We start from the raw sequence: 15,575 nt of genomic DNA on the forward strand, positions 1-15,575 counted from the left end.
CGCGCTCAAGAAGATCAATCGCTTTTGCGTCGAGCTGATCCAGTGCAGACAGCGAACGCCAGAACTGCGTTGCCAGACCATTTGGGCGTTGAAGCGCGACCTTCACGTTTTCCAGCACCGTCAGATGCGGGAAGGTTGCGGAAATCTGGAACGAGCGCACCAGACCCATCCGCGCCACCTTGGCAGGATTGGTTTTGGTGATGTTTTCGCCAAGAAGCGTAATCTCGCCGCTTGTCGGCTGGAGGAATTTGGTGAGCAGGTTGAAAACGGTCGTCTTGCCTGCACCATTTGGCCCGATCAAGGCATGAACGCGGGCGTGCTCTACATCAAGATCGACATTCTTCACCGCATGAAAGCCGCCAAACGACTTGCCCAGCCCACGTGCAGAAAGAACAATCCTCGACGGCTCTGCTTCTCGCAGAGCCGTAGTATTTTGAGTTGCTGTGTTCATGCCATCAGCCTCTTACTGCGTGACCAGAGGGCAGCCGCTTTCTTCAGGCTTCAAATAAGCCTGATCGCCGGGGATGGTGGCCAGCACCTTATAATAGTCCCATGGTGCCTTGCTTTCGTCAGGCTTTTTCACTTCCATGAGATACATGTCGTAGATCATGCGGCCATTGGCACCGACCTTGCCATTGCGGGCGAAGACGTCATTGACCGGCATTTCATGAAGCTTCTTGGCGACAGCTTCTGTCTCGTCTGTGCCTGCTTCCTTGATGGCTTTCAAATACTGAAGCACAGCCGAATAAGTGCCTGCCTGGATCATGTTCGGCATACGGCCGGTACGGTCGAAAAAGCGCTTGCTGAACTCACGCGATTCATCGTCGCGATCCCAATAGAAGCCTTCGGTGAGCGTCAGGCCTTGTGCGGCTTCAAGGCCAAGTCCGTGAACTTCAGCTAACGTGAACAACAATGCCGCAAGGCGCTGGCCACCGGCCACGATGCCGAATTCCGCAGCCTGTTTGATCGCATTGGATGTATCAAGGCCGGCATTGGCAAGGCCAACGACCTTTGCGCCCGATGACTGGGCCTGCAACAGGAACGAGGAATAGTCGGTGGTGCTCAATGGATGGCGAACCGAGCCAAGAACTTTACCGCCTTTGGATTCAACGAATTTCGACGTCTGTTCTTCCAGCGAATAACCGAAAGCATAGTCGGCTGTCAGGAAGTACCAGGTGTCGCCGCCCTGTTCGACGAGCGATCCGCCGGTGCCAACAGCCAGCGCGTGCGTGTCATAGGCCCAATGGAAACCATATGGCGTGCATTGCTTGCCTGTGAGTTCCGATGTCGCCGCACCTGTATTGATGGTGATTTTCTTTTTGTCCTTGGAGAGCGCCTGAACGGCGAGGCCCACGGAAGAGCTGGTCAGCTCCATAATGGCGTCGACCTGTTCGGTATCGTACCACTGACGAGCGATATTGGCTGCAACATCCGGCTTGTTCTGATGGTCGGCAGTGATGATTTCAATCGGCGCATCCAGCACCGTGCCGCCGAAATCTTCGGCAGCCATTTTTGCAGCTTCATAAGACCACTTGCCGCCGAAGTCAGCATAAACGCCCGACTGGTCGTTCAAAATGCCGATCTTGACTTTGCCGTCGGATATTTCTGCTGCAGATGAAATTGCGGTTGCAGCCAAAAGTGCAGCCGACGCAAGTGCAAAAAGTTTCATTCAGTGCTCCTCCCAAAAAAACACATGATCGTCGCAAAAAGCAGACGAAATCCTCCTTAGAGCGCGTTTCGATCTGAAAAAATCAGATCTGTGCTCTAAACTTTTTTACTTGAAGCATAATCTTATCGATCCTCGTTTCACTCCGGTCGGATTATGCTTTGAAGCAGTCCTTTCAGACCGGGTTGGCAATCTTCCTCTTGATTGCACATCCCTCTGCTTCTGCCCGACTTTGCTCCTCCGGTCGGGCTGTTCTTGAGAACGGTAGCATTGACAAATGCGTACAAGAATAACAATTTTTGAACATCGTCTGTTCAAAAACGTACAGAACTTGCTGAGCAGGCGGTGGCTATCTTTTGGGAGGAAGAGATGCGGCAGTTTACATGGGATGATCTGCAGTATTTTCTGGCGGTTGCACGGACCGGCCAGCTTTCTACGGCGGCACGACAATTGCGCACCAGTCACGTCACGGTTCTGCGGCGGATTGATCGTCTGGAACAGGCGCTTGCAACCAAGTTGTTTGAGCGGAATCCGCGGGGCTATCTGCTGACGCCGATGGGCGAACGACTGGTTGAACCTGCGGAAGTGATGGAGCGCGAGGCGCTGAAGTTCCAGACAGAAGCCACGGGAAGTTTCTCGGCACTGTCAGGCGTGGTGCGGCTTTCAACCCTTGAAGGCTTCGGCAATTTCTTTCTGGCCGATCGCCTGCCGGTGCTGGCGCAATCCTATCCCAGCCTTTCCGTAGAGGTTGTGACAATTCAGCAGATCATGTCGTTGTCGCGTCGCGAGGCCGAATTATCGATCACGCTGCATATGCCTCGCACCGGGCCGTATCACAGTGAAAAGCTGACGTCTTATCGTCTGTTTATCTATGGTCATCGGGATTATCTGAACTGTCATCCGCCGATAAGGTCGCGAGAGGATCTGTCTCGACATCCCTTCATCGGCTATATCGACGACATGGTGTTCACGCCCGGTCTGGACTATATGCGCGAGATATTGCCCGGACAGCGCTGTAACTATCAAAGTTCAAGTATTCACGCACAACTGACCGCCACACAAACGGGTTATGGGCTTTGCGTGCTTCCATATTACATAGCCGATATGCATTCCGAGCTGGTGCCCGTTCTGCCGCGCGAGATGCATCTTGAACGCGAATATTGGATGAATTGCCATGTGGATGTCATGGCCGCGCCGCGTATCAGAGTGATCAGCGATTTTATGCTTGGTGCGGTGCGTGAAGCATCGGCAAATTTTTTAGGCGAGAGCCTTCTTCGATCTTAAAGTAATCCGCCACCAATTGCGTAAATGCAGGTGATGATAAGTGCGCTAAAGCCAAAGCCAATAATGAATAGATTAAGTGTTCGCAATTTCCCCTCCCATTGCAACCCGGGCGGTTTATGTGCGACTTGGACGGGAATGTCTACTCTAAATTGTATCGATCCAAACTAAAGTTGTATTTCCTACATTGCAGCCTGTTCATAAGTGACATCGCGGCGATACCTGTAAATTTTAGGGGTATTCTCTGCATTTAAATGGATTGAATTGGTGTCAGGGAAGTTAGACCGGGCCGTCGTCTAGACGAAAACCCGGCCTAAAGATTCGATTATTGAGCACTGTTAGCGCTGCTTCGCCAATCCCTGTTCGCGCATCTGGCTCAGCGTCATCTTGGGCGAAAGCGCTTCCGGATCGATGCGGATTTCAATGAGACCCGGCTTGCCCGATTGTTCACATCGCTTGAAAGCTTCGGCAAAATCTGCGGTTTTTTCAACTGTTTCCCCATGCAGGCCATAGGCTCGGGCGAGCGCTGCAAAGTCAGGATTTGCAAGGCCAGTACCGGAAACGCGACCCGGATAGGTACGTTCCTGATGCATACGGATCGTGCCATACATGCCGTTATTGACGACGATGAAAATCGCATTGGCGCCATATTGGGCAGCCGTTGCAAGTTCCTGACCGTTCATCAGGAAGCAGCCGTCACCAGCGAAACAGACGACGGTTCGCTCTGGTGCCGTCAGCTTGGCAGAAACCGCTGCAGGCACGCCATAGCCCATGGAACCATTGGTTGGCGCCAACTGGCTGCGATAGGTGCGATACTGATAGAAGCGGTGCGGCCATGCGGAATAATTGCCAGCGCCATTGGTGATGATGGCATCATCGGTGAGATGCGCGCGCAGCCATTCCATGATCTCGCCCATCTGAACGTCACCGGGAATTGTCGGCGTTTTCAGATTGTCGTGATAGTCGGCATTGGCGCTTTCAGCCCATGCTTTTAAGCCGGGATTGGCGATAGGCTCAAGCTTTGAAGCTGCTTTGGTGAAGGCCGCCATACTGGCATTGATTGGAATATCAGCATGATAGACACGGCCCAGTTCTTCCGCGCCCGGATGGACATGGATGAGCTTCTGCTTTGGAACAGGGATATTGATAAGCTCGTAGCCCTGCGTGGTCATTTCACCAAGGCGCGCACCCACGACCAGCAAAAGGTCTGAGTCTTTAACCCGGGCCGCAAGTTTCGGGCTGATCGATGTTCCCATTTCACCGGCATAAAGCGGATGATGGTTGTCGAACATATCCTGACAACGGAAGGATGCTGCAACAGGCAGCGACATGTTTTCAGCGAATGTTTGCAGGTCGCGAACCGCTTGCGCATTCCAGCCGCCGCCACCGACAATCATCATTGGCCGCTCGGCCTTTTCGAGAAGCGATTTCATGTCCTGTAACTGATCGCTTCCCGGATGCATCTCGACATGCTTGTAAGCCGGTGCATCACTGACGGTTGCGTGTGATGTCAGCATATCTTCAGGCAAGGCGATGACCACAGGGCCGGGGCGCCCGTTGACTGCACGATGGAAGGCTTGACTGACCAGTTCCGGGATGCGGGCGGGATCATCGATCTGCACCACCCATTTGGCCATCTGGCCGAACATGCGGCGATAATCAACTTCCTGAAATGCCTCACGTTCCACCTGATCGCTTGCGACCTGTCCGATGAACAGAAGCATCGGTGTGGAATCCTGAAAGGCGGTATGAACGCCGACGGAGGCATTCGTCGCACCGGGGCCGCGCGTGACAAAGCAGATGCCGGGCTTGCCGGTCAGCTTGCCATAGGCTTCCGCCATGTAAGCAGCGCCGCCTTCCTGACGGCAGACAATCAAATCAATCTGTTCGCTTACGTCATGAAAAGCATCCAGCGCTGCAAGGTAACTTTCGCCGGGCACGCAGAAAACGCGGTCGACGCCATGAATGCCGAGTGCATCCACCAATATCTGACCGCCATTGCGTGTGTTGGAGTTGGTCGTGGATTTGTGCATTTCCCTACTCTCAAAATGTCTGAACGACTTTGGCGCGTATGCGCTCTATTTCGGAGGCATACGCAGCGCACCATCGAGCCGAATGGTTTCGCCGTTGAGCATGCTGTTTTCGATAATATGCAGCGCGAGTGCCGCATATTCGTCTGGCCGACCCAGACGCGGGGGGAAAGGAACCATTTGGCCCAGCGCATCCTGTGCAGGTTGCGGCAGGCCTTTGAGCATGGGGGTTTCAAAAATACCGGGCGCGATGGCGCATACCCGAATGCCAAGCGGCGCTAATTCGCGCGCAGCAGGCAGGGTCAGGCCAACGATACCGCCTTTAGACGCCGCATAGGCTGTCTGACCGATCTGGCCGTCAAAGGCCGCAACCGATGCCGTATTAATGACAACGCCGCGCTCGCCCGTTGGCAGGGCTTCGCTTTTGGATGCGACATCGGCAAAAAGCCGCAGCAGATTGAACGAACCGATCAGGTTGATTTCAACAGCGCGACGGAAATCATCAAGCGGCATGACGCTGCCATCACGCGCCAGCATCTTCTTTGCTGGTGCCACGCCCGCGCAATTGACCAGAATATGCGGTGATCCGAGCTTTTCGCCGATCGCCTTGAAGGCAGCTTCTGCACTCGCTGCGTCCGATACGTTGCATTGAATAGCGATGCCGCCAATCGCGGCTGCCACCGTATTTGCACCATCAATGTTGAAGTCGAGGATTGCAACTTTCGCGCCCTTGGCCGCTAGAGCCTGTGCAGTTGCAGCACCAAGACCTGATGCACCACCGCTGACGATGGCGATTTTTCCTTCAATATCCATTTGTTCCCCCGCTTAAAGCGCTTCCAGTGCAATGGCAGTTGCTTCGCCGCCACCGATGCAGACTGAAGCCATTCCACGCTTAAGATCGTTCTGCTTCATGGCATGAAGCAGCGTGACGATGATGCGTGCGCCAGAGCAGCCAATCGGATGGCCCATAGCGCAGGCACCGCCATGGATATTCACCTTGTCGGCGGGGAGGTCGAGTTCCTGCATTGCAGCCATAACAACAACGGCGAAAGCTTCATTGATTTCAAACAAATCAACGTCGCGTACATTCCAGCCGGTTTTGTCGAAGAGTTTCCTCATCGCAAAAATCGGGGCCGTGGTGAAAAGGGCAGGCTGTTGTGCCTGGCTTGCATGACCGCGAATAATGGCAAGCGGTTCTATGCCAAGCTTTTCAGCTTTGGACAGGCGCATCAGGGTGAGGGATGCCGCACCATCTGAAATCGATGAGGAATTGGCGGCTGTAATTGTGCCGCCTTCACGGAAGGCAGGCTTTAGGTTTGGTATTTTTTCAGGCTTTGCGCGGGTTGGCTGCTCATCGCGGTCAAGCTCTGCAACATTGACTAGCTCTTTCGCGAAAGAACCCGCTTCGGTGGCTTTGAGTGAACGCGAAAGTGAGCGGAGGGCAAATTCGTCCTGCTGCTGACGCGTGAACTGGTATTGGTCGGCGGTTTCTTCCGCGAATGTTCCCATGGCACGGCCTTTGTCATAGGCGTCTTCGAGGCCGTCGAGGAACATGTGATCGTAGATTTTGCCGTGGCCCATGCGATAGCCACCGCGTGCTTTTTCAAGCAGATAAGGTGCATTGGTCATGCTTTCCATGCCGCCGGCAACCACAATGTCCGCACTTCCTGCGGAAATGAGATCGGCGCCCAGCATGACGGTCTTCATGCCCGATCCGCAAACCTTGTTGATGGTCGAGCAGGGCACTGTCTGCGGGAGACCGGCATGAATTGCGGCCTGACGTCCGGGCGCCTGTCCCAGCCCTGCGGGCAAGACACAGCCCATAAGCACTTCGTCGATCTGATCAGGGCTAAGCTTAGCCCTGTGGACCGCTTCCTTGATTGTGACAGCGCCCAGTGCTGTTGCACTCTCCCCCTTGAGCGCGCCTTGAAAACTTCCGATCGGTGTTCGTACCGCACTGGCGATAACGATCGGATCTTTTGTTTCCGACATTTGTTTACTCCTCCAGTAAAGCACAGTGATAACAGCATAGCGGAGGCTGTGAAAACAGCTTAAACATCATGAGCAACACTCATGAACTCATGTCGTGGAGGTATGGATAAAATGAGCCAGAACAAGTCAGGCAAAATCCGTGTGGGTATTGGCGGCTGGGCTTTTGAGGAGTGGGACAAGAGTTTCTATCCGGAAAAGCTCTCCAAAAAGCGTCAGCTCGAATATGCTTCGAGCAAGCTGACCTCCATCGAAATCAACAGTACCTATTATGGTCCGCAGAAGCCTGCGACTTTTGCCAAATGGCATGACGAAACGCCGGATGACTTCGTTTTTTCGCTCAAAGCACCGCGCTTTTCGACCAATCGACGGGTGTTGGCTGAAGCAGGCGAGGGTATCGAGAAGTTCGTGACCGGTGGCCTTCTTGAGCTGAAAGACAAGCTCGGCGTCATCAACTGGCAGTTCATGGGCACGAAAAAATTCGATCCAGTCGACTTTGAAGCTTTCCTCAAGCTTCTGCCAAAACGTGTTGATGGGCGCGATCTGCGCCATGCTGTCGAAGTGCGTCACGACAGTTTCAATTCACCGGATTTCATCGCGTTGCTGCGGGAATATGGTGTTGCGGTAGTGATTGCGGGCGATAGCAAATTTGTAGAAATCGCCGACATGACCGCGCCTTTTGCCTATCTACGCATCATGGGTACACAGGAAGACAAGAAGCTCGGTTACAGTGAGGGCGAGCTTGACCATTGGGCAGAGCGGGCCAAAGCAATAGCGGTTGGTCATGTGCCGGATAGTCTTAAAACCATCACACCACCGCTTGCCGACAATGTGGCGCGTGATGTCTATCTTTACGTCATTAGCGGCCATAAGGCGCATAACCCGCACGCTGCCATGGCCTTGATTGATCGTTTGAAATGATGGCTCTTACCAAACATTAAATTATGTGAGTCCTGAGTCGATCATGTCCAAGTTTGATACGTCTGCCCTTGAAGCCTTTGTTCGTCACATTCCCCAAAATTACAAAGGTCCGGGCGGCGTTGTTGCCGTTTTGAAGGACGGCGAGGTCGTGTTGCAGCACGCCTGGGGTTTTGCAGATCTTCGCACGCGCAAGCCGATGACGGTCGAAACGCGGATGCCGATCTGTTCGGTCAGCAAACAGTTTACCTGTGGTGTGCTGCTTGATGCGGTGGGCGAGCCGGAGTTGCTCGATGATGCGCTTAAAGCCTATCTCGACAAGTTCGAAGGGGAGCGCCCCGCCGTTCGCGATCTCTGCAACAACCAGTCCGGTCTGCGCGATTATTGGGCGCTGACAGTTCTGTGTGGTGCCGATCCGGAAGGTGTGTTTCTGCCTGAACAGGCACAAAGTCTGTTGCGCCGCCTGAAGACCACACATTTTGAACCCGGCTCACATTACTCTTATTGCAACGGCAATTTCCGTATTCTTGCAGACCTCATCGAAGCACATACCGGGCGCAGGCTGGTCGATCTTCTGTCTGAGCGGATATTCAAGCCTGCTGGCATGAAGCGTGCCGAGCTTATCCCCGACACGGCGCTGTTTGACGAATGTACGGGTTATGAAGGCGATACGGTTCGGGGCTTTCTGCCTGCAATCAATCGCATTCACTGGATGGGTGATGCCGGCATTTGTGCGTCGCTCAATGATATGATTGCCTGGGAGCAGTTCATCGATGCAACGCGCGATGAAGAACAGGGTCTCTATCGCCGGCTGAGCGGGCCGCAAACATTCAACGACGGTGCCGTGGCACCTTATAGCTTTGGCCTCAAATTTGAAGAAGCAGGCGGAAAGCGCCTGACAGGCCATGGTGGTGCATTGCGCGGCTGGCGCTGCCAGCGCTGGCATTGTGCGGATGAACGCCTCTCGACAATCGCCATGTTCAATTTTGAAGGCGGGGCTTCAGACGTTGCCTTCAAGCTGATGAATATTGCTTTGGGCGCATCGTCATCCGAAGTGTCGCGGGTGGAGGCTGATGCGGTATGGTTTGGCTCGTGGCTGGATGATGAAACAGGGTTAGTTCTGAGCCTTGAGGATGCCGGTCGTGGCCGCATGAAAGCGCGCTTTGGCACCGGGCCGGAAAGGATGGATGTGGTGAGCGCGAATGAAGCGCGTTCGTCGATGACGACGATCCGGCGCGATGGCGATATGATCGAGCTTTCTCGCGAGGATGAAAATCTCTGCCTGACGATGAGCCGCATCAAAGGTGAAGCCCGGCAGGATATCATCGGTCGTTATCACAGCGATGAGCTTGATGCCGATCTGCTGTTGGTTTCCGAAGGAGGTGCGATCTATGGCGCTTTTGAAGGATTCCTTGGCAAGAGCGATATGTACCCGCTTTATAGTGTCGGTGCTGATGTCTGGCTGATGCCTGTTCAGCGTTCGATGGACGCACCATCGCCCGGCGAATGGAAGCTTGTTTTCCGCCGTGACGACAAGGGTGCGATAACAGATTTGAGCGTCGGCTGCTGGCTTGCACGCGGAGTTGAATACAGGAGAATTCAGCCATGAGTGAACTGAAGGTCAGAACCCGTGAAACCGGAGCGGTCGCAGAGATGCCGCATGGTAAGCTGCCGACCATCACAACACCGACGGGCGGCTCGGTGGAGATTGTCACCAGTGTCAGTCAGCCGGGTTTTAATCCGCTCGATCTGATCTATGCATCGGTTGCAGCCTGCATGGCGTTAAGTGCGCGCATTGCTGCCACCAAGCTCGAGTTGCGTGAGAAGCTCACCGATGTTCGGGTGGAAGTAAAAGGCGATAAGGCACATGAAGGCCCGTCACGCATCGAACGATTCGATATAACATTCCATTTCGACGGCGATCTCACGGCAGATGAAAAGCATCGTCTTGCAGAGATGGCCGAGGAAATCTGCACCGTCAGCAATACGCTGCGTGGTGATCCGAAGTTCGATCTCAAGGTCTCTTAGAGCATTCGCATTCAAACTGAATCAGTCGAAACGCTCGATCTTCTGGTTGTTCATCGGTCTCCCAAAATTGGTTTCTCTTGGGGAGAGAGGCAGTCGTAGAGCGATTATATCGCGTCGCGGATGCGTTCCACGCCGAGAGTGATGACGCTTTCCATTGCGGCACGCGCTTTGAGGCGATCACGCGATGCAATTGCATGGGCGATGCGCAGATGATTGGCAGCACACTCCGCAATGCCTTCCGGTGATGCGGCAGGCGAAGACAGCTGGAATGAAATAGCCAGTGCTGCTTCAATCAAACCGCTGACCGAACGCATGAACGGATTTCCAGACATGCGGGCGATTGCCAGGTGAAAATCCAGATCGACCTTGGCGATGGATTCCGGCGTATGCTTGGGATCGTCAAATTTTGCGGCCAAAGCATAGAGTTCAATGAGTTCGTCGCTGGTCGCATTTTGTGCGGCGGCAGCGGCGGCAGCGGGTTCAAGCGCCATACGCATTTCGGCCAGATGGTCGACGAACACTTCGTCGAAGCCTGCTTCAAAACGCCATGTCAGCACATCGGGATCGAAGAAATTCCAGGAGCTGGCACCCAGCACACGGGTTCCGACCTTGGCCTTGGGTTCGACCAGCCGCTTTGCTGCGAGCGTTTTCATGGCTTCTCGCAGAACGGTACGGGAAACGCCAAAGCGCAACGATAATTCGTTATCGCCCGGAAGTATGGAGCCTTCGGGAATGGTGCCCGCAACAATGCCGCGACCCAGTTCACCCACGACAACGGCGTGGCTGTTATGGCGCTTGCGTCCGGTTATGGCCGTTTCCAGTAATCCCAATTCAGGCCTCCTTCATGCGTTGACGCGCGAGTCTTATATCGGAAAACCATACAAGTCCTCGCTGTAGCGCAATGAACAGGAACAGCAAGATACCGATTGCTATTTTTGTCCACCACGAAGATAGCGTTCCATCGAAAACGATATAGGTCTGTATCAGGCCCTGTATCAGAATGCCGACGAAAGTTCCTGCCACCAGACCGGCCCCGCCGGTAAGAAGTGTGCCACCGATAACCACCGATGCAATCGCATCAAGTTCCACCCCAACAGTTGCCAGCGAATAGCCCGATGATGTGTAGAGCGTATAGACGATGCCAGCTAAGCCGGAAAGCACGCCCGACATCGTATAGATGCCGATAGTCGTGCAGCCAATGGGAACGCCCATCAGCTCTGCCGATTGCGCATTGCCGCCGAGCGCATAGATGTTTGCACCAAAGCGCGTGCGATGCGCAATGATTCCGCCAATGATGAAGACCGCCAGCATCAGCATAGCGACAAAAGTCAGTCTGCCGCCGCCCGGAAGCCGGAAATAGAGCCCTTGCAGCGTATCGATGAACGGATGTGAAATCGGCACAGACTGCGTCGAAATCAGGAATGCCGCACCGCGTGCGAGAAACATGCCCGCAAGTGTCGCCACAAAGGGCGGGATGCCGAGATAATGGATCATCATCCCCATCCACGCGCCAAACAGGGCAGCAATCACCAGAATGAGCGCGAAGGCGATCAGCGGATGCACGCCAAGCTGCCCGACAAGGACTGCCACAAAAACGCTGGTGAAGGCGATGACCGATCCGACCGAAAGATCGATGCCGCCAGAGATAATCACAAAGGTCATGCCAACGGCTGCGATGCCTAAAAAGGCATTGTCCGTCAGAAGATTACCGATCACCCGTGTTGAAAGCATGTTCGGAAACTGGATGACGCAGATCGCATAGGCGAGCAGGAAAATCGCGACTGTTGTGACGAAAGGCAGATTGCGAAGCACTCTCATTGCCGTGCTCCTTGGTGCGTTGGCTTTGCAACGTTGTTTTTGCGTTCAGCACGCAGGAAGGTGAAAAAGCCGACGATTGCAGGCGACTGGAATGTCAGCACGATCACGATAATGCCCGCCTTGATGATGAGGTTGAACTCCGGCGGAAACCCAGCCATCAGAATGCCAGTATTGATCGACTGGATGATCAGCGCGCCAAGCAGCGATGCCATGATCGAGAAACGCCCGCCATTCAGCGATGTGCCTCCGATGACGACCGCCAGAATGGCGTCGAGCTCGAGCCAGAGACCGGCATTGTTGGCATCTGCGCCGCGAATATCAGCGGTTGCGATCAACCCGGCAAGCGCTGCACAAACGCCTGAAACTGCATAGACACTGAACAGGAGAAAGCGGGCTTTAACACCTGCCAGCATGGCAGCGCGGCGGTTGATGCCGGTTGCTTCAATCAGGAATCCGAGCGCTGTCGAGCGCACGGCAAGTCCGACGGCAAGACCCGCAAGTATCCAGATCAGCACCGGCACCGGTATGCCAAGGAACGAGCCGGAGCCAAGGGTTGCAAAGGAATCATTGTTGAAGGTGAGGATTGCGCCTTCGGTGATAAGCTGCGCGATACCACGCCCCGCGACCATCAATATCAGCGTTGCGATGATGGGCTGGATATCGAAAACGGCCACAAGAAAGCCGTTCCACAAACCGCAGACCAGACCAACGCCGAGTGCGACAGGAATGACGATCGCCAGTGGATAGCCTGCAACGATAAGCGATGCAGCCGTTGCGCCGCTGATTGCCATGACCGCGCCGACTGACAGATCAATGCCGCGGGTTGCGATCACCAATGTCATACCAACTGCGAGAATGGCGACAGGTGCAGCGCGCACCAGAATATCGATCAGGCTTCCGTAGAGGCGTCCGTTCTGAAAGGAAATGCCGAGAAAGCCTGGCGCGATGATAGTGTTTGCCGCCAGAATAAGCGCGAGGGCTGCCAGCTGGGGGCTCAGTCTTTTAAGTTTCTTGGCCATGCGAGCGATCATGCTGCGGCTTCCTTTTCGCTTCCGGTCTCAGCAATCGCACGCACGATATTGTCGGCGGTGATTTCTTCGCCCTTGAGTTCCGCCACATGGCGGCGGTCGGAGAGCACGACAACGCGGTTTGCCACGGCTGCAAGTTCTTCAAATTCCGAAGAGATGATGACCAGAGACATGCCTTCAGTGCAGAGTTCGCCGATAAGCTTGAGGATTTCTGCATGTGCGCCGATGTCGATGCCGCGCGTCGGTTCATCAAGGATCAGCAGGCGCGGATCGGTGGCCAGCCAGCGCGCCAGAATGGCCTTCTGCTGGTTACCGCCCGATAAAAACTTGATCGGCTTGTCAGGATCAGGCGGGCGGATATCAAGCGCTTTGATATAGCGCTGGGCGAGGGCTGCCTTTTCGCGCGACGAAATCGGCTTTGACCAGCCACGCTTTGCCTGTATGGCGAGCGCAATATTCTCGGCCACCGAAAAATCGCCGATGATGCCATCGGATTTACGTTCTTCGGGGCAGAAGGCAAAGCGTTCGGCAATGGCTGCAACAGGCGATGGCAGCTTTGTTTCCTTACTGTCGACCGTAAGCGCGCCGCTGTCTGCCTGATCGACGCCGAACATGAGCAATGCGGTTTCGGTTCGGCCAGAGCCGAGCAGCCCCGCAATGCCGACGGCTTCGCCCGGCTTGATGGCGAGATCAAACGGCGCGACACTGCCTTTCTTGCCAAAGCCTGAAAAGCGAATGGGAGCCGTTGTGTTGTCGCTGACTTCTTCAGTTAGTTGTCGGCGGACGGTTTCCTGCAACTGATGGCCGAGCATCATCGAAATCAGATCGGTGCGCGGCAGGTCTGAAAGGGTGCGACTGCCGACCAGCCGACCATTGCGCAGCACGGTGGCGCAATCGGCTATGGCATAGACCTGATCCAAAAAATGCGTGATGACGATGATGCCAAGGCCTTCAGCTTTCAGCTGACGCAGCACGCCAAACAGCATTTCGACTTCGCGCGCATCAAGACTTGCGGTCGGCTCATCAAGCACCAGCACTTTGCCGGAAACATCGACGGCGCGGGCGATTGCGATGATCTGCCGGATGGCCACCGAATAGGCCGACAAGGGGGCGCCGACGTCAATTGTGAGGCCGTATCGGGCGAGCAGGGTGGTTGCATCTTTTTCCATGCGGCGACGGTCAATGAAACCGAGGCGTCGCGGCTGGCGACCGAGGAACAGATTTTCGGCGACCGTCAAATTTTCAAGAAGATTGACCTCCTGATAGACCGTGCCGATGCCGAGCGTCTGCGCTTCCGCGACCGATGCCGGAGCAATTGCTTGCCCCTCAAGTAAGATTGAGCCGTCAAAGCCATGATAGGCGCCGGTCAATATCTTGATGAGCGTTGATTTTCCTGCACCGTTTTCGCCGAGCAGGGCATGGATTTCACCACGATTGAGCACGAAATCAACGTGATCAAGCGCAGTCACTCCCAGAAAGGATTTGGTTATTGAGCGCGCTTCATGAAGCGGCGTTGCTGGCGTCTCTCGCGCAGCGATGTCGGGGCGAGCCATGGCAGTCTTCCGCTTGCGAATTGCAAAACTTGCCTCGGGCCATGATGCAACATGGCCCGAAGGTTAAATGTGAAGATCAGTAGCCGAGGCCCTTTTTAGCTTCATAAACGGCCTTTGGATCATCAGCCTGTGTGTAAAGCTTGGATTCGGTCTGGATCCACTTCGGCGGAACGGTGCCCTTGTCCTTGAAAGCTTCAATCGCGTCGAAAGCCGGACCAGCCATATTTGGCGTCAGCTCAACGGTTGCATTGGCTTCACCATTGGCCATTGCCTGGAAAATATCCGGCACGGAGTCAATGGACACGATCTTGATGTCGGTGCCTGGCTTGAGACCGGCTTCCTTGATCGCCTGAATAGCGCCTACTGCCATGTCGTCATTATGGGCGTAAACGGCGCAGATATCCTTGCCGCCACCTTCGGCCTTGATGAAGCTTTCCATGACTTCCTTGCCCTTGGTGCGGGTGAAGTCGCCGGTCTGCGAGCGGGAAATCTTGATATTGTCATGGCCTGCAAGAGCTTCTTCAAAGCCCTTCTTGCGGTTGATTGCAGGAGAAGAGCCGGTGGTGCCCTGAAGCTCGACAACCGAGCAAGGCTTGTCGCCCACTTCCTTGACCAGCCAATCGCCCGCGACCTTGCCTTCATGGACCTGATCGGAAGTGACAGCCGTGAGATAAAGGTCTTCCGGTGCATCGATCTGGCGGTCGAGAAGCACGACAGGAATTTCTGCTTCCTTGGCTTCCTTCAGAACCGCATCCCAACCGGTTGCAACAACCGGCGCGATCAGGATCGCGTCAACGCCCTGTGCAATGAAGCCGCGAACGGCCTTGATCTGGTTTTCCTGTTTCTGCTGTGCGTCGGCAAATTTCAGCGTGTGGCCGCGCTTTTCAGCTTCCTGCTTGGTGACGCTTGTTTCGGCAGCGCGCCAGCCCGATTCTGAGCCGATCTGCGAAAAGCCGACTGTGAGTGAAGCAGCGGATGCGCTCGAAATAAGAGCAAGAGACGATGCTGTAATCAGGGCGGCCGTCAGAGCCTTCAGACTGCGTTTCATATTAGTTCCTCCCAATAAAAGGCTCTCCCAGCCTTCCCGTTTATGAAGCATATAATATTACTTTATGGCAAGCGCATTTCGTGTGTTCGCTGGAAATTGGGGGTGCGACAAACGTGCATATGATGCAATTATATAGCTAAATCATGCTGTTAATAGGCTTTTGGGGGTGGTGTATCTCGAAGGGTGGTCTGCACTGTGTTTCGCTTGCTTGACAAG

The 15,575-nt window shown here is 54.7% G+C and carries 14 protein-coding genes; 4 read left to right on the forward strand and 10 right to left on the reverse strand.

The annotated features are described in order from the left end of the window. Positions 1-451, reverse strand: a 451-nt coding sequence (locus tag QSJ70_RS00005; protein WP_285534400.1) for an ATP-binding cassette domain-containing protein, incomplete at its 3' end; no start/stop codon positions are given. Positions 452-463: 12 nt separating this feature from the next. Beyond that, the gene (locus tag QSJ70_RS00010; RefSeq protein ID WP_285534401.1) at positions 464-1,669 is read right to left on the reverse strand and encodes an ABC transporter substrate-binding protein; all 1,206 of its coding nucleotides are present in this window, start codon (positions 1,667-1,669) and stop codon (positions 464-466) included. A gap of 366 nt (positions 1,670-2,035) precedes the next feature. Between QSJ70_RS00010 and QSJ70_RS00015 the strand changes: the two genes are divergently transcribed. Next, entirely contained in the window at positions 2,036-2,950 is a 915-nt protein-coding gene (locus tag QSJ70_RS00015; RefSeq protein ID WP_007876286.1) for a LysR family transcriptional regulator, read from the forward strand. A gap of 335 nt (positions 2,951-3,285) precedes the next feature. On the opposite strand, the gene QSJ70_RS00020 is transcribed toward QSJ70_RS00015, so the two are convergent. Genes QSJ70_RS00020 through QSJ70_RS00030 form a run of 3 tightly spaced genes read right to left on the reverse strand, consistent with a single transcriptional unit; the run spans position 3,286 to position 6,969 of the window. After that, positions 3,286-4,980, reverse strand: a complete 1,695-nt coding sequence (locus tag QSJ70_RS00020; RefSeq protein WP_285534402.1) for a thiamine pyrophosphate-binding protein — start codon at positions 4,978-4,980, stop codon at positions 3,286-3,288. A gap of 45 nt (positions 4,981-5,025) precedes the next feature. Beyond that, entirely contained in the window at positions 5,026-5,790 is a 765-nt protein-coding gene (locus tag QSJ70_RS00025; RefSeq protein ID WP_194779968.1) for an SDR family oxidoreductase, read from the reverse strand. Positions 5,791-5,802: 12 nt separating this feature from the next. After that, positions 5,803-6,969, reverse strand: coding sequence for an acetyl-CoA C-acyltransferase (locus tag QSJ70_RS00030; RefSeq protein WP_064320950.1), 1,167 nt, complete (start codon positions 6,967-6,969; stop codon positions 5,803-5,805). 111 nt (positions 6,970-7,080) lie between these two features. On the opposite strand from QSJ70_RS00030, the gene QSJ70_RS00035 reads away from it, so the two are divergent. Genes QSJ70_RS00035 through QSJ70_RS00045 form a run of 3 tightly spaced genes read left to right on the forward strand, consistent with a single transcriptional unit; the run spans position 7,081 to position 9,912 of the window. After that, entirely contained in the window at positions 7,081-7,887 is an 807-nt protein-coding gene (locus tag QSJ70_RS00035) for a DUF72 domain-containing protein (protein ID WP_285534404.1), read from the forward strand. Between the two features lie 43 nt (positions 7,888-7,930). Further along, positions 7,931-9,493, forward strand: coding sequence for a D-aminopeptidase (locus tag QSJ70_RS00040; RefSeq protein WP_285534405.1), 1,563 nt, complete (start codon positions 7,931-7,933; stop codon positions 9,491-9,493). Then, positions 9,490-9,912 (forward strand): OsmC family protein, encoded by a 423-nt coding sequence (locus QSJ70_RS00045; protein WP_064320948.1) that lies wholly within the window; start codon positions 9,490-9,492, stop codon positions 9,910-9,912. The genes QSJ70_RS00040 and QSJ70_RS00045 overlap by 4 nt, the downstream gene beginning before the upstream one ends. Positions 9,913-10,016: 104 nt before the next feature. Here the strand turns inward: QSJ70_RS00045 and QSJ70_RS00050 are convergent, their stop codons facing one another. The 5 genes from QSJ70_RS00050 to ytfQ form a co-directional block, all read right to left on the reverse strand. Then, complete coding sequence (locus QSJ70_RS00050) at positions 10,017-10,742, reverse strand: FadR/GntR family transcriptional regulator (RefSeq protein WP_007876268.1); 726 nt, start codon at positions 10,740-10,742, stop codon at positions 10,017-10,019. 1 nt (position 10,743) lies between these two features. Beyond that, positions 10,744-11,730 (reverse strand): galactofuranose ABC transporter, permease protein YjfF, encoded by a 987-nt coding sequence (gene yjfF / locus QSJ70_RS00055; protein WP_113159928.1) that lies wholly within the window; start codon positions 11,728-11,730, stop codon positions 10,744-10,746. Beyond that, positions 11,727-12,761, reverse strand: coding sequence for an ABC transporter permease (locus QSJ70_RS00060; RefSeq protein WP_079212195.1), 1,035 nt, complete (start codon positions 12,759-12,761; stop codon positions 11,727-11,729). The genes yjfF and QSJ70_RS00060 overlap by 4 nt, the downstream gene beginning before the upstream one ends. Beyond that, a complete protein-coding gene (locus QSJ70_RS00065) occupies positions 12,758-14,311 on the reverse strand; it encodes a sugar ABC transporter ATP-binding protein (RefSeq protein WP_285534408.1) in 1,554 nt (517 codons plus the stop codon). The genes QSJ70_RS00060 and QSJ70_RS00065 overlap by 4 nt, the downstream gene beginning before the upstream one ends. 76 nt (positions 14,312-14,387) lie before the next feature. Then, a complete protein-coding gene (gene ytfQ / locus QSJ70_RS00070; RefSeq protein WP_007876262.1) occupies positions 14,388-15,359 on the reverse strand; it encodes a galactofuranose ABC transporter, galactofuranose-binding protein YtfQ in 972 nt (323 codons plus the stop codon). Positions 15,360-15,575: the final 216 nt, after the last annotated feature.

The organism is Brucella sp. NBRC 12950 (assembly GCF_030268145.1).
Taxonomy (GTDB): domain Bacteria; phylum Pseudomonadota; class Alphaproteobacteria; order Rhizobiales; family Rhizobiaceae; genus Brucella.